The sequence below is a fragment of the Campylobacter sp. MIT 12-8780 genome (genome assembly GCF_006864535.1).
In the GTDB taxonomy this organism is placed as follows: Bacteria; Campylobacterota; Campylobacteria; order Campylobacterales; family Campylobacteraceae; genus Campylobacter_D.
The window spans coordinates 32,053-53,921 of record NZ_QHLL01000010.1 but is presented as its reverse complement, the minus strand read 5'-3'; the positions used below and the strand labels follow the sequence as shown (position 1 = coordinate 53,921).

General features: G+C 35.1%; 20 protein-coding genes. 7 read left to right on the top strand and 13 right to left on the bottom strand.

What is annotated here, in order from left to right; all coding sequences use genetic code 11:
* Window positions 1-24: 24 nt before the first annotated feature.
* Together DMB95_RS08060 and DMB95_RS08055 are read right to left on the bottom strand one after the other, a co-directional pair.
* Complete coding sequence (locus DMB95_RS08060; RefSeq protein WP_142931643.1) at window positions 25-1,668, bottom strand: L-lactate permease; 1,644 nt, start codon at window positions 1,666-1,668, stop codon at window positions 25-27.
* A 230-nt stretch (window positions 1,669-1,898) separates the two neighbouring features.
* Entirely contained in the window at window positions 1,899-2,171 is a 273-nt protein-coding gene (locus DMB95_RS08055; RefSeq protein WP_142931642.1) for a metal/formaldehyde-sensitive transcriptional repressor, read from the bottom strand.
* Window positions 2,172-2,289: 118 nt separating this feature from the next.
* On the opposite strand from DMB95_RS08055, the gene dmeF reads away from it, so the two are divergent.
* Window positions 2,290-3,261 (top strand): CDF family Co(II)/Ni(II) efflux transporter DmeF, encoded by a 972-nt coding sequence (dmeF, locus tag DMB95_RS08050; protein WP_142931641.1) that lies wholly within the window; start codon window positions 2,290-2,292, stop codon window positions 3,259-3,261.
* A gap of 31 nt (window positions 3,262-3,292) precedes the next feature.
* On the opposite strand, the gene DMB95_RS08045 is transcribed toward dmeF, so the two are convergent.
* Complete coding sequence (locus DMB95_RS08045) at window positions 3,293-3,862, bottom strand: ribonuclease HII (protein ID WP_142931640.1); 570 nt, start codon at window positions 3,860-3,862, stop codon at window positions 3,293-3,295.
* Between the two features lie 189 nt (window positions 3,863-4,051).
* Here DMB95_RS08045 and fumC point away from each other — a divergent pair, with 189 nt between their 5' ends.
* The gene (gene fumC / locus DMB95_RS08040) at window positions 4,052-5,449 is read left to right on the top strand and encodes a class II fumarate hydratase (RefSeq protein ID WP_142931639.1); all 1,398 of its coding nucleotides are present in this window, start codon (window positions 4,052-4,054) and stop codon (window positions 5,447-5,449) included.
* A 116-nt stretch (window positions 5,450-5,565) separates the two neighbouring features.
* On the opposite strand, the gene DMB95_RS08035 is transcribed toward fumC, so the two are convergent.
* Together DMB95_RS08035 and DMB95_RS08030 are read right to left on the bottom strand one after the other, a co-directional pair.
* Complete coding sequence (locus tag DMB95_RS08035; protein ID WP_142931638.1) at window positions 5,566-6,546, bottom strand: autotransporter outer membrane beta-barrel domain-containing protein; 981 nt, start codon at window positions 6,544-6,546, stop codon at window positions 5,566-5,568.
* Between the two features lie 7 nt (window positions 6,547-6,553).
* Complete coding sequence (locus DMB95_RS08030) at window positions 6,554-8,152, bottom strand: hypothetical protein (protein WP_142931637.1); 1,599 nt, start codon at window positions 8,150-8,152, stop codon at window positions 6,554-6,556.
* Window positions 8,153-8,300: 148 nt separating this feature from the next.
* Between DMB95_RS08030 and rmuC the strand changes: the two genes are divergently transcribed.
* The 5 genes from rmuC (at window position 8,301) to DMB95_RS08005 (ending at window position 13,255) form a co-directional block, all read left to right on the top strand.
* On the top strand, window positions 8,301-9,782 hold the full coding sequence (gene rmuC / locus DMB95_RS08025; RefSeq protein ID WP_260604840.1) for a DNA recombination protein RmuC: 1,482 nt from the start codon (window positions 8,301-8,303) through the stop codon (window positions 9,780-9,782).
* Window positions 9,763-11,151 carry an NAD(P)H-hydrate dehydratase gene (locus DMB95_RS08020; protein WP_142931636.1) on the top strand — a complete coding sequence of 463 codons (1,389 nt, stop codon included), beginning with the start codon at window positions 9,763-9,765 and terminating at the stop codon, window positions 11,149-11,151. The genes rmuC and DMB95_RS08020 overlap by 20 nt, the downstream gene beginning before the upstream one ends.
* Window positions 11,142-11,714, top strand: coding sequence for a phosphoribosylglycinamide formyltransferase (purN, locus tag DMB95_RS08015; RefSeq protein ID WP_142931635.1), 573 nt, complete (start codon window positions 11,142-11,144; stop codon window positions 11,712-11,714). Before DMB95_RS08020 ends, purN begins: the two co-directional genes overlap by 10 nt.
* Before the next feature lie 47 nt (window positions 11,715-11,761).
* Window positions 11,762-12,559 (top strand): TerC family protein, encoded by a 798-nt coding sequence (locus tag DMB95_RS08010; protein ID WP_142931634.1) that lies wholly within the window; start codon window positions 11,762-11,764, stop codon window positions 12,557-12,559.
* A gap of 165 nt (window positions 12,560-12,724) precedes the next feature.
* Window positions 12,725-13,255, top strand: coding sequence for a YagU family protein (locus DMB95_RS08005; RefSeq protein ID WP_238386950.1), 531 nt, complete (start codon window positions 12,725-12,727; stop codon window positions 13,253-13,255).
* Window positions 13,256-13,304: 49 nt separating this feature from the next.
* Here the strand turns inward: DMB95_RS08005 and DMB95_RS08000 are convergent, their stop codons facing one another.
* From DMB95_RS08000 to DMB95_RS07965, 8 genes are all read right to left on the bottom strand, one after another.
* Entirely contained in the window at window positions 13,305-13,787 is a 483-nt protein-coding gene (locus DMB95_RS08000; protein ID WP_142931632.1) for a hypothetical protein, read from the bottom strand.
* Window positions 13,768-14,760: a bifunctional diaminohydroxyphosphoribosylaminopyrimidine deaminase/5-amino-6-(5-phosphoribosylamino)uracil reductase RibD gene (gene ribD / locus DMB95_RS07995; RefSeq protein ID WP_142931631.1), complete on the bottom strand. Its 993-nt coding sequence runs from the start codon at window positions 14,758-14,760 to the stop codon at window positions 13,768-13,770. The genes DMB95_RS08000 and ribD overlap by 20 nt, the downstream gene beginning before the upstream one ends.
* A gap of 67 nt (window positions 14,761-14,827) precedes the next feature.
* On the bottom strand, window positions 14,828-16,204 hold the full coding sequence (locus DMB95_RS07990) for an McrC family protein (protein ID WP_142931630.1): 1,377 nt from the start codon (window positions 16,202-16,204) through the stop codon (window positions 14,828-14,830).
* Window positions 16,201-18,057, bottom strand: a complete 1,857-nt coding sequence (locus tag DMB95_RS07985; RefSeq protein ID WP_142931629.1) for an McrB family protein — start codon at window positions 18,055-18,057, stop codon at window positions 16,201-16,203. Before DMB95_RS07985 ends, DMB95_RS07990 begins: the two co-directional genes overlap by 4 nt.
* A 109-nt stretch (window positions 18,058-18,166) precedes the next feature.
* Window positions 18,167-18,601 (bottom strand): ribosome maturation factor RimP, encoded by a 435-nt coding sequence (gene rimP / locus DMB95_RS07980; protein ID WP_142931628.1) that lies wholly within the window; start codon window positions 18,599-18,601, stop codon window positions 18,167-18,169.
* Complete coding sequence (gene rbfA / locus DMB95_RS07975) at window positions 18,588-18,953, bottom strand: 30S ribosome-binding factor RbfA (protein WP_137633451.1); 366 nt, start codon at window positions 18,951-18,953, stop codon at window positions 18,588-18,590. Before rbfA ends, rimP begins: the two co-directional genes overlap by 14 nt.
* Window positions 18,954-18,971: 18 nt before the next feature.
* Window positions 18,972-21,608, bottom strand: a complete 2,637-nt coding sequence (gene infB / locus DMB95_RS07970) for a translation initiation factor IF-2 (protein WP_142931627.1) — start codon at window positions 21,606-21,608, stop codon at window positions 18,972-18,974.
* Window positions 21,595-21,849, bottom strand: coding sequence for a DUF448 domain-containing protein (locus tag DMB95_RS07965; RefSeq protein ID WP_238386924.1), 255 nt, complete (start codon window positions 21,847-21,849; stop codon window positions 21,595-21,597). The genes infB and DMB95_RS07965 overlap by 14 nt, the downstream gene beginning before the upstream one ends.
* Between the last annotated feature and the right edge of the window lie 20 nt (window positions 21,850-21,869).

The window sequence follows — 21,869 nt, the reverse complement described above, 5'->3', positions numbered from 1 at the left end:
TGCTTTTTCAAGCAAGGCAAAATATTATTTTTGTATATAAACAACATCAGGGATTATTCCATTAAGGAAAAATGCGATGATGCAAGTCCAAATACCTATTAAGATGATAAAGCCAACAGAATATTTAAGCGTAAATTTAAATAAGTCTGATTCTTTACCAGCTAAACCAACCGCAGCGCAAGCTATAGCTATACTTTGAGGGCTAATCATCTTACCAACAACACCACCAACTGAGTTTGCTGCTAAGAAAAGAGCTTCTTTTATCCCAAGTGCAGTAGCTGAAACTTGTTGTAATGGTCCAAAAAGTAAGTTTGCGCTTGTATCAGAGCCTGTTAAGAACACGCCTATCCAGCCAATAACCGGACTAAAGAAAGCAAAGGCATCGCCAGTTTGTGCAAATGCTGTTCCTAGAGTTGCGCTCATACCAGAGTTTTTAGCGATAAATGCAAAGGCAACCACAAGTCCTATAGTGATACAAGGCATAGCCATTTCTTTTAAAGTGTCTCCAAACGCTTCTTCAACGACATTTGATTTGATCCTTAAAAAGATGATTGTTAAAAATGCTGCGACTAAGATAGCCGTTCCAGCTTGTAAAGCGATAAAGTTTATCGGTAAATTTAAGCCTATAGCCTTACCATCTGGATCAGTTATGCTGCCTTCTATATTATTAAATGCCATAGTGACTTGAGTATAATCAAACACTTCTCCTTTAACAAATAAAGCCTTAAACCAAGGTTGAGTCCAAATGATGATACAAAGGATAAGCAAGATAAATGGAAGCCAAGCTTTAAATACCTTGCCAAATTCAAGTTGCTCGTGGTTTGAAAAGTCCTTTAAATCATCAAGTCTAAAGATATTTTTAGGCGACCAAAATTTCAAAAAGATAGTCGTACAAGCAAGTGAAACGACAGCTGAAACGATATCTGGAAGCTCTGCACCAAGATAATTTGAGCTTATAAATTGAGTTGCTGTAAAGCTTACTGCGGCAACTAAGATAGCCGGAAAAGTTTCTTTTACACCTTTAAAGCCGTCCATTAAAAAGACGATGAAAAAAGGCACAGTAAGGCTAAGTGGCACAAGCATACGACCTACCATAGCAGAAACAGCGTGCTGTTCAACCCCAACTAAATTTGCCATAGCGATGATAGGAATTCCAACTGCGCCAAAAGCAACAGGAGCTGTATTTGCGATAAGACAAAGTCCAGCTGCATAAAGTGGGCGAAGTCCTAAGCCTACTAAAAGTGCCGCAGTAATGGCTACTGGACCACCAAAACCAATCGCTCCTTCTAAGAAAGAACCAAAACAAAAGCCGATGAGAATAACTTGAATTCTATGATCAGGCGTGATTGTCATAACGCTTTGTTTGATGACTTCAAAAGAACCACTTTTAACTGAAAGCTTATAAAGAAAGATCGCAGCAACGATAATCCAAGCGATAGGCCACATACCTTGAGCAAAACCTTGCACAAAACTTGCACCAATGAGTGAAAAAGGCATACCATAAGTAAAATATGCCACCAAAGTTGCTACGATAACGGTAGCAAAGCCGGCTTGATAACCCTTAAGCTTGAATACAAGCAAACAAAGCAAAAAGCACAGGATAGGGATAAAAGCCATCAATGCGCTTAACCAAATGTTACCTAATGGATCAAAAATTTGCTGATACATTAAAACTCCTTAAAAATATTTTTTGTATTTTGTTTTAAGTTTAGCAAAAGAAAAATGAAAATTTGTTTTGTTTATTTAAGTGAAGTGTCAAATGTGTAAAATCGTAACTTAACTATAAGCATAAGTGATACTTGTTACAAAAGTATATAAAAAAAGTTATTTTTTTATTTAAATTAGTGTGTAAATATATACTTTTGCTTGTTGGCTTAATTTAGGCTTATTGTGAATTGTTAGCGAAAATAGCTTTTAAGTATCATCAAAAGATTGTCAATTTCTTCTTGTCTTCTTGCTTTTGTATTTGCGTCAAGTAAATGTTCTTTGATATGTTCTTGCAAGACTTCATTAAGCAAAGCATTCATCGCTCCTCTTGCAGCAGCGATTTGCTGGAGTATCTTAAAGCATTCATTTTCAGTTTCTAAAGCTTTTTCTAGGGCATTGATCTGTCCTTTTATCTTTTTGAGTCTTGTTAAGAGTTTGCTTTTATGAGCTATGGTGTGTGCCATTTTATCCCTTTAGTAAATTTTAAGATATACTAGGGTATAGTATCAAAAATCAAATTAGAGCTTGCTTAAAGAGCTTTGATTCTAAAAAATATGATTTAAATTTACACAAGGAAAAAAGATGAATACTTCTTCTTTGCATGGAAAAACTTGCTTTTATAGCCCTAGTAGTTCAAATGAAAAAGCACAAAAACGCATTTTTTATGCTTTTGTTTTTACTCTTATTACTATGGTTGTTGAGATTATCGCTGGAAGTTTTTTTAATTCTATAGCCTTGCTTGCTGATGGGTGGCATATGAGTTCTCATGCTGTGGCACTTGGCTTGGCTTTGCTTGGGTATTTTTTCGCTAAACGTTATGCTACAGATCGTCGTTTTAATTTTGGCACTTATAAAGTCGAGATACTCACAGCTTATACAAGTGCGTTATTTTTACTTGCAGTAGCTTTTTTTATGGTGTATGAGTCTATCCATCGTTTTTTAAATCCTGAAGATATAGCTTATACAGAAGCTATCATTGTAGCTTTTTTAGGGCTTTTTGTTAATGCTGTTTGTGTGTGGCTCTTAAAAGATGATGGCGGTGTTTGCGGGCATAATCATAACCACGATATGCACGATCATAGCGAGCATGAAAATTGCACACATTCGCACACAGAGCAAAAAGTGCAAATTGAGGGGAAGGATCATTCTAAAGACTTGAATTTAAAAGCAGCGTATGTGCATATTTTAGCTGATGCTTTAACCTCTATACTTGCGATTATCGCTCTTTTAGGCGGCTTGTTCTTGGGCTGGTGGTGGCTTGATGCAACTATGGGTTTAGTGGGAGCAACTCTTGTTTTTATCTGGTCTATAGGACTTATAAAAGATAGCGGAAAAATTCTACTTGATATTACTATGGACGAACCTGTTTTGAGTGAAGTTTTGGCTTTGAGTAAAGAATTTGGTGAGATTGAGGATTTGCATTTGCTTAAAATCGATAAGGATCATTATGCTTGTATTTTAAGTTTAAAAAGTCAGCAAAACTTAGCTCAAATCAAGTCAAAATTACAAACTTGCAAGGCTTTAGCACACATATCAGTTGAAATTTCAAGCTAGCTTAGTTTAAGCTATATGCAAAAAGCATTCTTTAATCAAACAAAGAGCTCTCAAAGCACTTCAGCTTAAAACTCGATCGATGAATTTCACTTTCTTTGCATACGCGTAAAGCTTCTATGTGAGCTTTGCTTGCGTAACCTTTGTGTTGTTTGAATCCGTAGTTTTTATACTTTGAGTCTAAGTGTATCATCACTTCATCTCTGCTTACTTTAGCAAGTATGCTTGCAGCTGAAACTTCTGGCACTAAGGTATCAGCTTTTATAAGTGTTTTTATGCCTTGGACTTTAAAATTTGTATTGCCATCAAACAAAAACTCAGTATTTTGCATAGACGAAAAATGCCTAAGTATGATTTTTAAGCCTGTTTGAAGGCAGTAAGATAAGCCTTTTTCATCGATTTGCTTGTTTGAAAATGCAAGGATTAAAAAGCTTGAGTTTTCTTTGATAAGTGTAAAAAGTTTTTTTCTTTGTGTGGCGCTTAAGGCTTTTGAGTCTTTTAAGCCAGCGATATTTTTATTAAGCAAACAAGCCGCCATAAAAAGAGGACCAGCCAAAGCACCTCTACCTGCTTCATCTATACCTATAAGCTTTTTGTGATTCATTTTTGCACTCTTTTGAATTTTTGTGATTATATAGAATTTATCTTAAAAAATTTCTTGCAAGATAGACTATAAAAGAGCTAGTTTTACATTTTGTAAATAAAAATTAAATATTTTAAAGCTTTTTGGTGATTTTTTAGTGCAAATTTGCTACACTTTAAGCAGTTTAAATTTTTACAAAAAGGAGAAAATATGAGCTTTAGGATAGAAAAAGACACTATGGGTGAGGTTAAAGTGCCTGATGAGAAGTATTGGGGCGCACAAACTGAGAGGAGTTTAGAAAATTTCCGCATAGGTATAGAAAAAATGCCAAAAGTTTTAATTTATGCTTTTGCTAATCTCAAAAAAGCAGCAGCTATAGTTAACAACCGCTTGAAAAATGGGCTTGATGATGAAAGAAAAGAAGCCATTGTTAAGGCTTGCGATGAGGTGATAGCGGGTAAGTTTGATGATAATTTTCCACTGGCTATTTGGCAAACAGGTTCAGGCACACAAAGCAATATGAATGTCAATGAAGTCATCGCAAACCGCGCAACTGAAATACTTGGCAAAGATTTTCGTAAAGAAAAATTCGTCCATCCAAACGATCATGTCAATCGCGGGCAAAGCTCAAATGACACCTTTCCAACAGCTATGAGTATAGCAGCAGTCCAGCAAGTAGAACAAAAGCTTTTACCAGCTCTTGATACCCTAACAGCAACTTTAAAGAAAAAGGTTGAGGAATTTAAAGATATCATTAAAAGCGGACGCACACATTTGCAAGATGCTACGCCTTTAACCTTAGGACAAGAATTTAGCGGTTATCTTTCTATGCTAGAGCATTCTAAAGAACAAATTCTAGCCTCACTTCCTACTTTAAGAGAGCTTGCTATCGGTGGCACTGCGGTTGGCACAGGGCTTAATGCACCGGCTCATTTTAGTGAAGAAGTAAGCAAAGAACTGACTAAACTTGTAGGGGTCGAGCTTAAAGCCAGTCCAAATAAATTCCACGCTCTAACAAGCCATGATGCCATGGTTTTTACACACGGAGCGATGAAAGGCTTGGCTGCAAATTTAATGAAAATCGCAAATGATATAAGGTGGCTCGCTAGTGGTCCAAGATGTGGGCTTGGTGAGCTTAATATCCCAGAAAATGAACCGGGTAGCTCTATAATGCCGGGCAAGGTTAATCCTACGCAGTGTGAGGCTGTAACCATGGTCGCCGTGCAAGTAATGGGAAATGACGCAGCTATAGGCTTTGCCGCTTCTCAAGGAAATTTTGAGCTTAATGTTTTTAAGCCTGTTATCATTTATAATTTCTTGCAAAGTCTTGATTTACTTGCTGATTCTATGCTAAGTTTTAACGAGCATTGTGCTGTTGGCATTAGTGCAAATAAAGAAAAAATTGATTACTATCTACACAATTCTTTAATGCTAGTTACCGCGCTTAATCCTCACATAGGCTATGAAAATGCAGCTAAAATAGCTAAAAACGCCCACAAAAAAGGCATATCACTTAAAGAAAGTGCTTTAGAGCTTAAGCTTGTAAGCGAGGCTGATTATGATAAATTTGTGGTGCCAAAGGATATGATTCATCCTTTAGGCAAGTAAAATATATAGTGTGTTATAGCCAAGTTTGTATAAATTTGGCTATAATCGTATGTTAATTTTTAAGAATTTTTAAACTTTTAATCTAAGATACTCAATAAAAATTATATGCTTTAAGATCAAAACTCATACTTAGCGATAATATTTGCTCCAAAATAATCCATCTTATCATCAAAGGCTGTTTTGTAAAAGCCTTCAAAACCCATTTTTGCGTTATTAGCTATATAAAAATATCCGCCCAAGCTTATGCCAAGTCTTTGCTTGTAGGGCTCTTCGTATTTGAGCTTTGCTCCTGTTTGAGTGCGAAAAATGGTGTTTTTATGGCTATTATAAAGCACCTTTTCATAACCAAGCTTAAGGCTTGAATACGCATTATTTACAAAAAAGCTTTGAGCTTCAAAACCAAGAAGCAAGTCAAGATTATAAGCTTTGTGATTTGCCGAGTTAAGAGCTAGTGCATCGCCTGTTTCTTCAACCTTTGTGCGTATATTATAAGAGTGTGATAAACCGATGAAAGGCTTTAAAGTAAAATAATCCTGATTGATTCTATAGCCCAAACTTGCTTCGCCATTTAGCTGATAAAAATCATACTTGCCTTTTGAATTAAGATCAAAATTTGGAAAATAAATCTGTCTTTGCGTATCAAATTTACCCATAGAAGCATAAGCTTTTATATCAAGTTCATAATCGCCCCCAAGTGCATAAAGCTGTGCTGTGCCAAGTTGAAACATATGTGAGTTTGAACTTGCTTTGTGGTATTCATCATCTTTTTTAATGCTACCATAAGCATAATTTGCTTCAAACCGCAATATATGCTCGTTAAAATGCTTTGTTTGATTAAGACGCAATCCGCCCATACCTCCACTTCCTTCGCCCAAATATCCAGAAGCAAAAGCAGAAATATCAAATTTATCTTCACTTGTATAAGGGCTTAAGAGTTCCTTGCTCTTCATCGCATCAAGCATAATATAAGGTTGTTTAAGATAGTTGCTTTGTATGCCCTCATCAGTATCATTGATAATCTCTTCAAGTTTGTTGCTATCATAAGAACTTACGACAAAAAAGTTTTTGATACTTTCATCGTTAGCTAGAGTTTGCACGCTAGCATTATTTGCTAGGTGGGGGGGGGGTGTTTGAGGAATTTTTTGGTGCGTTTTGTGAATTAGCTTGTGTGCTATTTGCTTGATGAGTGTTTGTATTGCTTGTGCTACTTAAAGTGCTTGTTTGAGCCGAATTTAGTGTTTGAGCGGTGCGAATATTTGAATTAGTGCTTTTTGTTGTTGTGTTACTTGTGGTTTGGATATTTGAGCAGTTTTCATTATCACAAGCAACTATACTTGCTTGAGCTAGAGTGGCTAATATTGCTCTGCCATTATACGCTTCTTTGTCACCAAAAACAGCTTTTTCAAGCACAGCTAAGCCATTTTGGTTTGGTTTTGTTGGTGTGCTTCCACCAGAACCGCTTCCACCTGTTCCTCCGGCATTGCCACTTCCACCGGTGCTACCTCCACCCGAGCCACTTCCCCCACTTCCACCGCCTGTAGTAGGACAGCTTGGCTCTGCCGCGCCTGTTTGCCAAACGACTATGGAGCCATCTCCACAAGTTTTGCTACTTGTCATATTGCTGCCACCACTGATCGCGATGTTTGTATTTGTGCCACTAAGCGTGCCATTGATGAGTGTGAGAGCTCCTTGTTGATTGATACCGGTAATATCTGCATTAATCGTGCCACCATCATTTGTAACATTAGCATTTAAAGAACCCATAGCACCACCAGTTCCTGGTTTAAAATCTATACTTGAGCCAGTTTTATTTTCTACTCCACCGGTTACATTTACGCTTCCACCTTGTATAGTAAGGCTTGAGCTTGTGAGATTGGTTGCTGAGTTTGATGAGTCTGTAAAAGTTTGATTCACAAGTTTTCCAGTGATATTAATCGTTCCACCTTCATTGACTAATTTTGCATTGCCACAAAATCCACCCTGAACACAAGTAGCGTCATCTATCCTTGTATTTATTTTTGCTCCATTATTTAAGTTTCCATTTATAGTAATGGTAGCACCCTTATTTGTAAAAGTGCTAGTTTTTCCTATATAGCTTATTGTAGTTTTTTCCTTTCCTGCCAAACTTAAGCCTCTTTCAAAAGTTGCTGTTCCTCCTTCTATAATAACATCATCATTAAATAAAGTTGAACCTGAGTCAATAAGAGTGTTTGAATTCGTTGCTCTAAAGATACCTGTCACAGCAAAGCCTTTATCTGCTTTTACGGTAAAATTAGAATTTGTTACATTTATGTTGCCATAGCTTGAAAAAGAACCTGTGCCTGTTCTACCTGTAAAAGCAAAGTCAGAATTACTAATAGTAGAAGTAGCATTTGAACTAATGATTATACTATCAAAGTCGTTTATATTAAGGCCAGCATTATTTATATTTAAAGTATTAAAATAAATGGGTACGCCTCTAGCAAGAAGCTTAGGGTCGCCATTTGGTGGATCTTGCCTATTAAGTGTAAGCACATTTGTTTTTGCACTACTTGTAAGGTTAAGACTTACTGTCTGATTAAAAGTGCATTGCTGCTGCTTGCAGACTGCGATAGCATTGTGCGTTTCTGATGATGTTAAAGTAATTACTGATGGCAAAACGTTTGTATAATCAGCATACAAACCAGCCGATAAAAGTATGATAAAAATGCTTTGTTTTTTCATGAGTGTCTAGTCTCTTTTAATTTTTTTTAAATAATAAAATTTATCATATAAAAGTAAAATACCAAGCATTTTTTTGAAAAATCTTTCTTTTTTTGAGAAATTTAAGTGGCTTTTGGCTAGAATTGATCTTTTAAAACAAAGGAAAAAAGTGCAAGAATTTCTCATAACCTCTTTAATCGTGTTATTTGTATGTGCTTCATTTTTAGCTTTTAAGCTTAGTCGTTTAAAGCTAATATATAAGTTTTTACACACTCAAGATCAAGAGCTAAAAACTCAAAATGAGGCTATAAAACTAGAAAATGAAAGCCTTAAACTCGATCTTAAAGAGCTTCAAGAAAGCCTTATAAAAACACAAAGCAAGCTTGATGCACAAGAGCTTAATCTAGCTTCAAAAGATGAGTATTTACGCTTGCAAAAGCTTGAATTTGAAAAAGAAAAAGCAAATTTAAAGGCTGAGTTTCAAGAAAAAGAACAAAGCCTCTTACACACTCACGCTGAAGCACAAAATAAGCTTTTTAAAGAGCAAAAAGCAAGCCTTGATGAGCTTGAATTAAAATACAAAACAAATCTTGAAAGCCTCAAATTTGAGTTTGAAAAAAGCCTTGAAAAACAGCACGAACTCTTACTGACTCAAAATAAAAATATGCTTAGTGATGAGAGCAAAAAAATCCTTGATGAGCTTTTCACTCCTTTAAAAAGCAGCGTAAAAGCCTATCATGAAAAACTCGCTCACAATGAAATAGAGCTAAAAACCAATATCAAAAATATGTTTGAATACAGCCAAAAGATAAGCCAAAACGCCGAACAACTTGCAAATATCTTAAAAGGAGATAAAAAAACAAGGGGCAATTTTGCTGAACTTCAGCTTAAAAGCGTGCTTGAGCACAGCGGCTTAAAAGAAGGGGTGCAATATAAGCTCCAAGAGCATTTAAAGCTTGATGGCAAGAGCTATTATCCTGATGCGGTGGTGTATTTAGATCATCAAAAAAGCATTATTATCGATGCTAAGTTTTCCCTGCCAAATGACTTTGATTTTAATCAAAACGATAGGCAAATTTGCGAACAACTTGCTTTAAACATAAAAGCTCGTATCAATGAGCTTGCAAGTAAGCCTTATACTCACTTTGATACGCATACTTATGATTTTGTTTTGCTCTTTTTGCCTTATCAAAACATACTTGATTTAGCCTTAGAGCATAGCCCAAATTTATATAAAGAAGCCTATGAAAAAAAGATTTATCTTACCACTCCACATACACTTTTTATGGCTTTAAACACCATAAATATAGCTTGGAGACACATTCAAAGTAATGATAATGTAATGAAAGCCTTTGAAGCTTTGGCTAAATTTCATGATAAATTTGTGAGCTTTGTTGAGGATTTTGAGGGCGTAAAAAGGGCTTTTAGCACCCTTGAGAACAAGCTTGATGCGGCTGAAAAAAAGCTTCTTAGAGGAAGTGGCAATCTTGCTTCTCGCTTTCATCAGCTTAAAGAACTTGGTGTAAAAACAAGTAAAGAGCTTAAGGCTGAGTTTGATGAGGGGATTTTAGAGCCTCAAGATAAGCCTTTTTTAGAACAAAACCCACACAAAAATCAAAAAAAGGAAGCTGATGAAAACGCTTTGTTTTAGTGCTAAAGAGCATGATTTAAATGCCATAAATTTAGGACTTGATGAGCTTATCTTAATGGAAAATGCAGGCAAAAACCTCGCCTTAATCATCAAAAAAGAGCTTAAAAAAAAATACAAAAAGAAAAAACACCCAAGAATACTTTTTTTACTTGGCTCTGGCAATAACGCAGCTGACGGGCTTGTAGCAGCACGAACCTTAAAAAATACCTTTTTATATGTGCTTGATAAAAGAGCTAAAAAAAGTGCTTTATTTATCAAGCAAGAGCAAATCGCTTTAAATTTAGGCTTAAGCTTTCTTGAAAAAGAGCCTGTTTTTGCAAGCTTTGATTGTATAGTTGATTGTGTGTTTGGAAGCGGTTTTAAGGGGCTCTTAGATACAAATACTAAGGCTGTACTTGAAAAAGCAAATCAAAGCAGAGCCTTAAAAGTGGCGTGTGATATGCCAAGTGGCTTGGCTTCTTACGCACAAGAAAAAGCTGGTTTTAAAGCTCATATAAGCGTAAGTATGGGCTGTATAAAAGAACTTATGCTTGAAGACTTTGCAAAGGACTTTGTGGGTAAGATAAAAACGGCAAATTTAGGACTTTGCAATGAAAAATACCTTAGTTTTGAAAAGGCAAAGAGCTTTTTGCTTGAAAAAAAGGATTTAAGGCTTATTGCAAGGGCTAAAAATACAAATAAAGGCTCTTTTGGACATGGCTTTGTATGTGGGAGTGCAAGTGCTGGCTCACTTTGTGCGTTATCTGCTTTAAATTTTGGCTTAGGACTTGTTTCTTTGGTGGGAAAAAAGGCTTTTTCGCCTCTTATCATGTGTAAAGAAAGGCTTGAAGAAAGTGCAAATGCAGCTGCTATTGGCATGGGACTAGATGATCTTAGCGTGCTTGATGAGCCGCATTTAAAAAATATCCCCCTTGTGCTTGATGCAAACTGCTTTTTAAGTGAAAAAATTCTGCCTTTTTTAGAGAGGGAAAATGTGGTTTTAACCCCACACCCAAAGGAGTTTTCAAGGCTTTTAAAAATGGCTTTTAATGAAGAAGTGAGCGTAGAAGAAATTCAAGCCAATCGTTTTGCTTTTGCAAGAAAATTTGCTTTTAAATTTAAATGCGTCTTGCTCTTAAAAGGTGCAAATCCTATCATCGCACAAAAAGAAAGGCTTTGCGTTGTTAATCTTGGCACAAGTGCCTTGGCTAAGGGTGGCAGTGGGGACGCTTTAAGTGGTATGATACTTGCCTTGCTTGCAAATGATTTTTCAGCCTTTGATGCTGCTATGCAAGCAAGCCTAGCTCACGCAATAGTGGCTAAAAAATACAAGGCAAATGCAAATAGCTTTGATGCCCTAAAACTCATAAAAGGACTTTCATGCTTGTAAAACTGGCGATTTTATTTTCTGGAAATGGCTCAAATTTAGAAAATTTACTTGAAAAATTGCATAAAAAAAAGTTTGACGAAAATGAATTTGAAGTGGTATTGTGTCTGTGTAATAAAGCCAATGCCTTTGGCATACAAAGAGCTAAGAAATACAATCTTGATACTCTTATCATAGAGCACACAAAGTTTAAAAGTAGGGAAGAATTTGATCAAGCTTTAGTAAGTGAAATTCAAAAAAGTGGGGCGGATTTAGTGGTGCTTGCTGGTTTTATGAGGATACTAAGCCCTGTTTTTACTCAAAATATCAAAGCTATAAATTTACACCCTTCTATACTGCCACTTTTTAAGGGAGCAAATGCGATCAAAGAAAGCTTTTATAGCGATATGAAGCTAGGCGGAGTAAGCGTGCATTGGGTAAATGAAGAGCTTGATGGCGGACAAATCATCGCTCAAGAAGCCTTTCAAAAAGAAGGTTTGAGCTTAGAGGAGTTTGAGGCAAAAATTCACGCCCTAGAACATGAAATTTTACCCCAAAGTGTGATAAAAATCTTTAGTAAAAATTAAGTAAAAAAGCTTATAATTGTGCTTTTGATAGTAAATAGGAGCAAGTGATGATAGAAAGTTTAGAGTGGATTTTTAGCCTTGATTCTTGGCTGACTTTGGCAACTTTAGCCGCTTTAGAAATCGTTTTAGGAATCGATAATATCATACTTTTAGCCATCTTAGTCAATAAACTTCCCCCTCATCAACGCGACAAAACAAGATATCTTGGGCTAATGCTAGCCATGCTTGCACGTATAGGCTTGCTTTTTTCTTTGTTTTGGATTATGAAGCTTACCGCACCTTTGTTTAATGTATATTTGCCAATGATTATAGAGGATAATGCTACGCTTAAAAGCACTCTTGAGCTTATGCCAAGTGAAATTTCAGGCAGAGATTTAGTGCTCTTTTTTGGTGGGCTTTTTTTAATCATCAAACCTATGCTTGAGATAGTCGAACAGCTTAAAATGCACCATGGCGAAGCACATCACACAAGCACAAGTTCAAAATTTTGGATCATTATCGCTCAAATCATACTTCTTGATATAGTTTTTTCTCTTGATAGCGTCATTACAGCTGTAGGTATAGCAAATAACTTGCAAATTATGGTTATAGCTATCATCATCGCTGTAGCTGTTATGCTTTTTGCAAGTAAGCCTATAGCTGATTTTGTCGAAACTTATCCAAGTATAAAAATTCTTGCTCTGGCTTTTTTAATTATGGTTGGTGTGGTTTTAGTGGCTGAAAGCGTGGATTTGCATATCGATAAAGCTTATATTTATGTAGCGATGATCTTTTCTTTGGTGGTTGAAATTTTAAATATCATTTCGAGCAAGAAAATAGAACATTTCAAGCCAAAAGAAAAATAAAAATTATTTTTTTGAAGCCTGTAAGATATGGTATCTAATTATAATTTTTGATAGAGTTTAAAAAAAAGCAAAATTTTAATTTTATATTAAAAATAAATTTAATATAAAATCCTATAATCAGTTTTGCAAATTTTTGCATATTTTTATCAAAAAGGAATGAAAATGATGGTTACAAATCCTAGCCAAAGACGTCTTACTCTTGCCTTTTTTATAGGAATTTTAGCAGGTGTTTTTGGCGGTATTGTCAAGTGGGGTTGGGAAGTGCCTTTTCCTCCAAGAGATCCAAGTGTGCCTTGGCCTGTTGATGCTCTTGAGCGAACAACTCCGCCAAAAATTTTCTTAGAGCAGCTTGGCTTGCCAAGTGATTGGACATATATGTTTTCGGGTGTTGAGCTACCTTTAAGCATTTTTATCGTGCATATTGGCTTTTCGGTAGTTTTTGGTGTGGCATATTGTATGCTTGCTGAGGTATATCCTCGCATTAAGATGTGGCAGGGTGCTGTTTTTGGCTTTTTTGTATATCTTTTTGCTCATGTTATCGTTATGCCTTTGATTGCTGAAGTGCCACCACTCAGTCAAATTCCTCTTGATGAGCATTTATCAGAGCTTTTTGGGCATATAGTGTGGCTTTGGGGTATAGAAATAGTGCGTCGCGATATAAGAAATCGTATCACAAAAACAGCTGATGCAAGCTAAAATACTTTTTTAAAAAAGTCCTTGTTTTTGCAAGGGCTTTTAGCTATTTTCAAGAACTATTATCGATAAAATTTTGAATTTCTTCCTTTTTTGTCATTTTAAGCATGGAAATTTGTTTTATAATTTTTAAAAAATTATTTAAACTTAGTATAAAAGCAAGACTAAATATTACAAAAAAACCAATATCTATCATTTGAAAGTCATTCATAAAGCAAAATACCAAAAAAACAGCACTTGCCACAAAGCATAAGATCAAAAAAAGCAAAGATCTCAAATTTGCTTCTTTGAAATTGTCCGTGTTTTGAGTGAAATTTTTAAATAAGATGATTTTATTCCTTCTTTTTGCAAGTATAAGTTCATCATTTTGCTTAAAAAGCTCATCTAAAACGCCTATATATTCAAGCTCATCGCGTTCATCTTTGAGTTTATAAAGGCAGTATTTACTCGTCTTTTTTTTCTGCAATTCTTTAATATGAAAAAAAATCAGCTCATTTTGTGCCACAAAAAAAGGCTCAAAGCTCATAAATGCCATAAGTATCATCTCCTAAAAAGCCCTTATATAAAGGTTTGAGTTCTAAATTTAAACTCGCATTTGCTTGTGCGGTAAATTTTGAGTTTGAAAAGATCAAAAACATATCCATATCCTTAGCAAAGCTTTTTAAAAACTCTGCCCCACCTTCAAACATCATAAATTTTGCTTCTTTTGGAATTTGAGTGAAAATCTGGCGGTTTGGCACCTTAAGAGCTGGGATTTTCTCATCAAAGCTAGCAAGTTCTTGATGACTTAAGATGCACAAATTTGGAGCCTTAGCTTCCTTGCCAGCTAATCTTGCATCTAAAACTGGGCGATCCTTTCTTAAAGTCTCTCCGCCAACTACGAGTAAATCAAGCTTTGAACGGATTTTATGAGCATAGCTTCTGCTTAATTCATTGCTGACAAACTTACCAAAAGGCGAGCCATTAAGGCTTAAAGCGAGTTTAAAAAGCTTAAAAGGCTCATTTTTTTGCCATTTTAAAAAGGGTTTAAGTAGATCAAGCCCTTCTTTTTCACAAAGCCCAAGCTCAACTTCAATGCCATGTTGCCTTAAAAACTCAGCCCCACCACTTGCTAGCTTGTGCGTATCTTTTACGCTTATAAAAACTTTTTTAAACTTAAGCTCGCTAAAAAGTCTAGCACAAGCTGGGGTTTTGCCCTTATGAGTGCAAGGCTCAAGAGTAACAAAAGCACTAGCGTCTTTGAGTAAAAAATGATGATTTTTAAGTATAAATTCATGAGCAGCATTGGCTTCATCAGGGATTTGCAAGGCTGGATCAAGCTCTTTTAAGGCTGTTTTTATGGCGTTTAACTCAGCATGAGCTTGTCCTGCTTGTTCATGAGCTCTTATGCTTAAAAGCTTGCCATTTTTATCTAAAATCACGCAGCCCACAGCTGGATTAGGATAGGTTAAAAACTGAAAGTTCCAAGCCTCATTTAAGGCTAGTTTCATATAAAATTCTTTTGTCATCTTTGCTTCTTTAAATTTTTGTGAAAGTATAGCAAAAGATGAAAAATGTTTTTATAAGTATTTTAAATTATTCAAATAAGTTTTTAATACCTGAAATTTCACCTTCCAAATCAAAAAAATAAATTTTAAGTTCTTTTTGTATATTTGTGTCTTTAAAAGCTCGATATTGATACTTGTGCTCGTGTAATTTTTCTATAATTTCCCCACTAATTTTAGGATAAATTAAAACACCTTTTTGGTTTTCATATTTACAAAGATAAGCAAAAATTTGGTATAAATCGCCTTGATTTATCTCCTCCTCTTTTTCAAGAATTTTCCATTTTGTATCAAGTATGGCAATGGGTTTTTCATTTTCATCTTTTTTGCAAATCACTATATCTGGTTTAATTTTAAATTTATTTTTTTGCTCTTGCTCGCTTTGTGCATCTCTTTCAAGCAAATATTTTGAACTATCTTGGGTTTTTATGGCATGATCTTTAGCATTTAAAGAACAATGCTTTTTAAGATGAAAGGCAACAAAGCTTTCAAAAAGTTTATTCATATCAAAAAGCAAAGCGCTAGCCTTTGAACTTCCACTATAAGGGCTTGGAGTGAGTTTTTCTAAAAAGAGTTTGCACCAAGGTAAAATTTGTTCATAAGCCTTAAAATGCCTTGAATTTACGCATTTTGCAAAATCAGCCTTATAATTTGTGCTTTGAGCTATATCATCAAAAATAAAGCGAAATTGCAAAAGTCTTGTGCTTATTTTAGAGCTAAATTTAAGCTTTTGAAGCTTTAAAAGTGCAGCAACTATAAGGCGGTTTTGAGGCAGATTTTGGCTATACTCATCAGCAAAGGTGTAAAAGCGTTCCTTGTGGGCGAAATTGTACTTAAGATTTTCATTAAAAAGTAATTTACCCCTTAAAAAAGTGCGGTTTTGTTTATAAGCTATATAATCACTCTTTATACCTTGTTTGACAAGCTTTTCAAGTTCATCTAAAAACAAGGACACAAAAATTTCAAGCAAAGGAAGCTTTTTAGCTTTTAAAGTCGCGATATTGCTTTGCTTAAAAGGTGAATCTTTAAGGGTTTTTAGCATATCAAGAAGTAAATCTTGGGCTTTTTTGGCTGAATTTAAAGCCTTGGCTTTATCTTGTGAATTTGAAGTTTCATTTTCCAAATCTTGCTCTAATTTCTTTTCGCTCCTAAAAATCTTAGGTAAAATTTCAAGACAAAAACCACTTTGAGTTTGGATCAAACCCACATAATTTCTTGCTTTAAGCTTGTTTGAGCCACAAAAATTGATAAAATTATGACTATCTTTTTGCTTGGCAAAGTCTTGAAGTTCATTAAAAATTTTCTTAGCTTCTTGATCTGTATTGGCAGAATTTTGCAAAACAGCCTTAATGTCATCAAGCCCAAACCTTTGCCATTCAGTTATAGCTAGGGTGTTATTTGTTTTCATTGTTTAGCTATTTTTTTTATTATATCTTGGAACTTCTTTAAATCCCACTCCCTAAAATCGGTGATAATATAAAGCTTTTTGTCATCATCTACAAAATCACTTAAGCTTGAGCCTAAATTTAAATCACTTGTAGGGCGTTCCTTAATCATATCATTACCATTTAAAACAGCATTAATCTTTGCATAATCATCATAAAAATACTCTTGTAAAAGCGGGATGATTTTCTTTTTAAATACATCTTGTAATTTCTTAAGGCTATCAAGCCCTATAAAAAACGCATGTCCTATAGCATGCTCTCTATCAAGCAAAAATTCTATGCGTTCATTTAAAACCCTTAAAAGCTCTTGTAAATTTACACCCTCGCAATCCTTGCTTATATTTTCATTATCCCATTGTGGCATCATCTCAACAAATTCAAATCTCCTACGCAAAGCCGTATCAAGCAAAGCTATACTTCGATCTGCTGTATTCATAGTGCCTATGATATAAAGATTATTTGGCACTCCAAATTTTTCATTACTATAAGGAAGCTTAACTTCTAAAGCCTCATCTTCGCCAAGTCTTTTGCTTGGCTCTATCAAGGTAATAAGCTCTCCAAAAATTTTAGAGATATTGCCCCTATTAATCTCATCGATGATGAGTATATATGGCTTTATTTTTTGATCTTCTTGATAGTCTGGCAAATTAAATTGCTTTTTAAAAAACATTAAAATACGCTTAAGATACGATGGATTAGGGCATTTAGCTTTTTCGTCTTTATACATCTTTTTTAGGTCGTCAACACCTGCATAATATCCGTTTTTTCTGTGCTTTTCATCCATCCCCTCAAACACAATACCAAAGGATTTTTCCGATCTATAACGCACAAAATATTTGTCATGAATATGCACGCCTTTTTCTATATTTTCTTCTTTGTTGCATTCTTCTTGAAGTTGCTCAATGCATTTATCTAGCCCTTCCATACTATCATGTTCCATAGCTTCTTTGCATATTTCTTTAAAAATACCATTTTTAATTTCATAGGTCATTTTGTTGTTTTCTTTGTCAACCTCTGGTTTTATCCCCTCCACAAACTCTTCATAAGAATAACTTTGATGAAAGGTGATAAATTCGATTTGTCCCATTTGTTTAAACTCATCAAATATTGCTTTTTTATCTTCTCTATCTTCCGGAATTTCATCTATAGCTTTGTAAAATTTTAAAATTTCAAGAGTTTTATCAATGGTAGTATAAGTCTTTCCAGTACCCGGAGGTCCATAAAGAATTTGATTAAGTGGAGGTTTTGTTGTCTGTAGATTTGGCATGCTTTCTCCTTTTGTGTTCCAAGATATAGGTTTGAAATCATCTATTGGAATTTTATTGTATTGACTTACGATTTCTAAAAATTTATTAAGAATTTTATCTAAATTATGCTCATCTAATCTCCCATCAAAATATTCAATCATAGATTCATCGAGTTCTACCAGATTAAGAGTCTCAAGAGCTTTGCAAGTTTCTTTCATTTCATCGGATCTACCTAGGCAAATATAAAATTTATTGTTTTGCTCCTTATGCATATAACCAAAATAAATATAAATACCTTTTTTATGAGTAAATTTGGATGAATTAACTAAATCATCTCTTAAAGTATCTTTACGCACAAAGCTTATACCACAAGTATCTTTCATTCCTCCGGTGCCAAATTCTATATTACTTTTATAGTTAAGTGAGTCTAAGATTTTATCCAATCGTTCGATTAAATCAGTTTTTTTCAGCCCTTGAGTTGTTTTTGGATTTACTCGATTATCAATCCTATCTACAAATTCTTTTATGCATAGTAGGAAATCTCGCTTTTGTTCGAAGTTTAAATTCATGCTCTCTCCTTAATCTATAATTTTAATTTTACAAAAAAAAAAAAAAATAAATCAAGCCTTAAATTTAGCTTATATAAGATAAAAAGTTAAAAAAGGAAAAAACCAAAACTCACCACACCACAAAAGTTTTGGCTTTTTTTATATCTTTAAAATTCAAGGTAAAATGAGACTTTTCATCGTCTAAATCTTGAAAGCTTAAATTTTCGCCCTCCACACTCAAAAGCTTGCCTTTAAGCTTTTCTTTTTCATTGGTAGTGATTTGAACTAATTCGCCCACGCTTAAAACAAAATGCCCTAATTTGCTAAGCTTTCGTTCAAGTCCCGGGCTTGAAACTTCAAAGAAGTATGCCTCTTTACTTGGCTCATTTGCATCAAGTAAGGGCGAGAGTATTTCGCTTACTTTTTGGCAGTCTTCTAAGCTCACACCGCCTTTTTTGACGATATATACCCTATAAATCAGCTTTGAGTTTTCACGCACAAGCTCGCTATCATAAAAACTTACATTAGCTTCAGCACAAAGAGCTTTTAAATCATTTTCGTTCATCTTTTTCCTTTTTTATCTTTTCAAAAAGGGCGTCTATGTGGTTTTGATATTCAAGTCTTTCATCGAATTTAAAGTGAAAATTTGGGCAGCGATACCAGCCTTGCTCGCTCATGCAGTAATTTTGCAAGGCTTTAGCAGCTTTTTTTAGAGCAAGTAAAATTTTTTCTTGCTCTAAGGCATTAAAAAAAGCCTTATCTACATACACAAAGGCATCATATCTACCTTTTTTGCACTCTACATCAGTAATGCTTAAATTCCTTAAAAGCTCATCATCAAGACTTGCTAAAGCCTCCGGGATAAGTTCTTTTAGCACACTTTGGGTGCGAAGTTTTCTTAGCTCTTGCTCGTTCATTTTTGCTCCTTAAGTAGCCTACAAGCTCACCATTTCCTTGACTTCTTTATAACTTTCTATATAATCACCCTCTCTCATGTCATTGCATCCTTCTATGCCAACGCCACATTCAAAGCCTTTTGCCACTTCTTTAACATCATCTTTAAAACGTTTAAGCGAGCTTACATTGCCCTCATATACAACCACGCCTTCGCGTATAAGGCGGATTTTTGCTCCTCTGTTAATCACGCCTTCTGTTACCATGCAACCTGCGATTTGTCCTATTTTTGGCACATTTATGACTTGACGAATTTGAGCTTGTCCGAGTTGCTCTTCACTGATAATAGGGCTCATAAGTCCGCTTAAAAGAGCTTTGACATCATCGATTAAATTATAAATAACATTATAAGTTTTAATCTCTACGCCCTTATCCTTAGCCCTTTCTTTAATCTCTCCTGTTGGACGCACATTAAAGCCAAGCACGACAGAGTTTTCACTAGCGCTGGCTAGTTCTATATCGCTTTGAGTGATACCGCCTATACCAGCGTGAATGATATTGACTTTAATCTCTTCATTGCTAAGCTTTTCAAGGCTTGCTTTTAAGGCTTCAAGTGAGCCTTGCACATCGGCTTTTAAGATCACTGGTAAGACTTTAAGATTGCCTTCTTTGATCTTTGCTCCTAGTTCATCAAGGCTTACTTTTGTGGATTTGCTGAGTTCTTTTTGGCGGTTGTATTCTTGACGTTTTTGAGCGTATTCTCTAGCTTCTTTATCACTATGTACAGCAATTAAAATTTCTCCAGCCTCAGCTACTTCACTTAAACCTATGATGACTCCGCATTCTCCGGGCTTTATCTCTTTTAAAGCCTTGCCCTGATCATCAAAAAGCCCTCTCACCTTGCCATAGGCTACGCCTGCAACTATGGTGCTTCCTATCTTAAGCGTTCCATTTTGCACGATGACAGTAGCGACTGCTCCTCTGCCTTTTTGCAAAGAACTTTCTACTATGCTTGCCTTAGCTAGAGCCTTAGCATTAGCCTTTAATTCTAAAATATCAGCTTGTAAAAGCACGATTTCAAGCAAATCCTCAACCCCTGTGCCTTTTTTAGCTGAAACTTCTACAAATTCATAGCTTCCGCCCCATTCAGTTGGTGTTATATCCATTTCAGCAAGCTGAGTTTTTACCCTATCAATATTTGCACCTTCTTTATCGACTTTATTAATGGCTATGATAAGAGGCACATTAGCTGCTTTTGCGTGATTAATAGCTTCTTTGGTTTGTGGTTTTACCCCATCATCAGCAGCAACAACGATGATAACGATGTCAGTAATGCTTGCCCCTCTTGCTCTCATAGCTGTAAAGGCTTCATGTCCTGGAGTATCGATAAAGGTTATTTTGCGTCCGTTTTTTTCTACCATATAAGCACCAACATGTTGAGTAATGCCTCCAGCTTCAGCACTTGCAATGCGAGATTTTCTTATATAATCAAGCAAGGAAGTTTTACCATGATCAACATGCCCCATTATAGTAATTACCGGAGCTCTTACACTAAGTTCGCCCTCATCTTGCACGCTTTCGTATTCTTTAACATAATCAAACTCATCAGCCTCATCAATGATCTTGATCTCAACTCCAAATTCCTCAGCTAAAATTTCAATCGCTGCCTCATCTAAAAAGTCGTTTTTAGTCGTCATTAAACCTAGCATGAAAAGCTTTGAGATAATTTCACTTGTATTTTTACCAAGCTTATCAGCAAATTCATATACTCTTATTTCTTTTGGAATTTCAAGGCTAGTAACTTGAGCGCTTTCTTTCTTTTCTATACGTTTTGGTGGTTTTTTACGTCCTCTTCTTTGTATGCTCGTTTCAGTAAATTGGTTAAAACTTTGCTTTAAAATTCCTGGCTGTTTTTTGTTTGTAGGTGCTGGGGCTGGTTTTTGTGCTATATTGCTAAAATCTGGCAAAACTACGACGTCTTCATCATCAAGGCTTATATCGCTAAAATCATTCCCCCCAAGCAAGTCCATTTTTTGCATGCCATCTTTGCGAGCTGAGGTGTTTGGTTTTTTGTCTTTTTTCTTTGGTTTTTTTATGCTTTCTTCTTGAGTACTTGAAAACATATCTTTAAGATCAATTCTTGCGCTTGTTTTTGGTTTTTCTTCGCTTGCTTGACTTTCTCTTGCTTTTAGATTTTCATCTTTTTTCTTTTTGACGATGACAAGTCCTCTTCTTTGGGTGAGAGAAGTTTGTTGCGGTGCGGCAGGTTCTTCTTTTTTGGGTTCTTGTATCATTTCTTTTTGAGCAAGGTTTTCTTGAGAGATTGGCTTGATCTTAGCTTCATTTTTTTCTAAATTTATGCTTTTTTCATTTGTTTTTTTTGCTTTTGTGGCTGGTTTTTTTGTTTCTTTTTTGATTTCTTCTTTATTTGTTTGGCTAGTTTTTGTTTCCTCTTTCTTTTTTTCACTTTTTGTGTTATTTGATTTTGGCATTTTTGCCTTAAAGCTTTCTGGAATTTGCTTGGTTTGTATGTATTCATAAATCACTGCTGCGAGTTCTTCATCTACTGCTGATGAAACGGTTTTTACATTCAGTCCAAGTTCAAGGGCTTTTTCTAAAACTTCTTTGCTGTTGTAGCCCATTTCTTTAGCAATCTCGTGAATTCTAATCTTTGCCATTATTTTGTATCTCCTTTAAATCCTGCAGAGTTATTTTGATATCCTGTGCCTTAAAACAAGGTTTTTGCAAGCTTTTTTTATCCTCTTTATGCAAGCATATCTCACAAAGATAAAAGCTGCGTCCAAAATGTAGATTAAGAACAATTTTTTTATCTTTGAGCCAAAAACGATAAAGCTCGTTTTGGGAAAATCTTTGCTTGCAAATAACGCACATTCTAATCGCTGTATGTTTTTTCTTCAAAATTATATCTTTTTTTCTTA

Bases quoted from the DNA above. Each gene is read 5' to 3' on its own strand.
- DMB95_RS08060 (WP_142931643.1), bottom strand. From the start codon at position 1,668: ATGTATCAGCAAATTTTTGATCCATTAGGTAACATTTGGTTAAGCGCA.
- DMB95_RS08055 (WP_142931642.1), bottom strand. From the start codon at position 2,171: ATGGCACACACCATAGCTCATAAAAGCAAACTCTTAACAAGACTCAAA.
- dmeF (WP_142931641.1), top strand. From the start codon at position 2,290: ATGAATACTTCTTCTTTGCATGGAAAAACTTGCTTTTATAGCCCTAGT.
- DMB95_RS08045 (WP_142931640.1), bottom strand. From the start codon at position 3,862: ATGAATCACAAAAAGCTTATAGGTATAGATGAAGCAGGTAGAGGTGCT.
- fumC (WP_142931639.1), top strand. From the start codon at position 4,052: ATGAGCTTTAGGATAGAAAAAGACACTATGGGTGAGGTTAAAGTGCCT.
- DMB95_RS08030 (WP_142931637.1), bottom strand. From the start codon at position 8,152: ATGAAAAAACAAAGCATTTTTATCATACTTTTATCGGCTGGTTTGTAT.
- DMB95_RS08020 (WP_142931636.1), top strand. From the start codon at position 9,763: ATGAAAACGCTTTGTTTTAGTGCTAAAGAGCATGATTTAAATGCCATA.
- purN (WP_142931635.1), top strand. From the start codon at position 11,142: ATGCTTGTAAAACTGGCGATTTTATTTTCTGGAAATGGCTCAAATTTA.
- DMB95_RS08010 (WP_142931634.1), top strand. From the start codon at position 11,762: ATGATAGAAAGTTTAGAGTGGATTTTTAGCCTTGATTCTTGGCTGACT.
- DMB95_RS08005 (WP_238386950.1), top strand. From the start codon at position 12,725: ATGGTTACAAATCCTAGCCAAAGACGTCTTACTCTTGCCTTTTTTATA.
- DMB95_RS08000 (WP_142931632.1), bottom strand. From the start codon at position 13,787: ATGGCATTTATGAGCTTTGAGCCTTTTTTTGTGGCACAAAATGAGCTG.
- ribD (WP_142931631.1), bottom strand. From the start codon at position 14,760: ATGACAAAAGAATTTTATATGAAACTAGCCTTAAATGAGGCTTGGAAC.
- DMB95_RS07990 (WP_142931630.1), bottom strand. From the start codon at position 16,204: ATGAAAACAAATAACACCCTAGCTATAACTGAATGGCAAAGGTTTGGG.
- DMB95_RS07985 (WP_142931629.1), bottom strand. From the start codon at position 18,057: ATGAATTTAAACTTCGAACAAAAGCGAGATTTCCTACTATGCATAAAA.
- rimP (WP_142931628.1), bottom strand. From the start codon at position 18,601: ATGAACGAAAATGATTTAAAAGCTCTTTGTGCTGAAGCTAATGTAAGT.
- rbfA (WP_137633451.1), bottom strand. From the start codon at position 18,953: ATGAACGAGCAAGAGCTAAGAAAACTTCGCACCCAAAGTGTGCTAAAA.
- infB (WP_142931627.1), bottom strand. From the start codon at position 21,608: ATGGCAAAGATTAGAATTCACGAGATTGCTAAAGAAATGGGCTACAAC.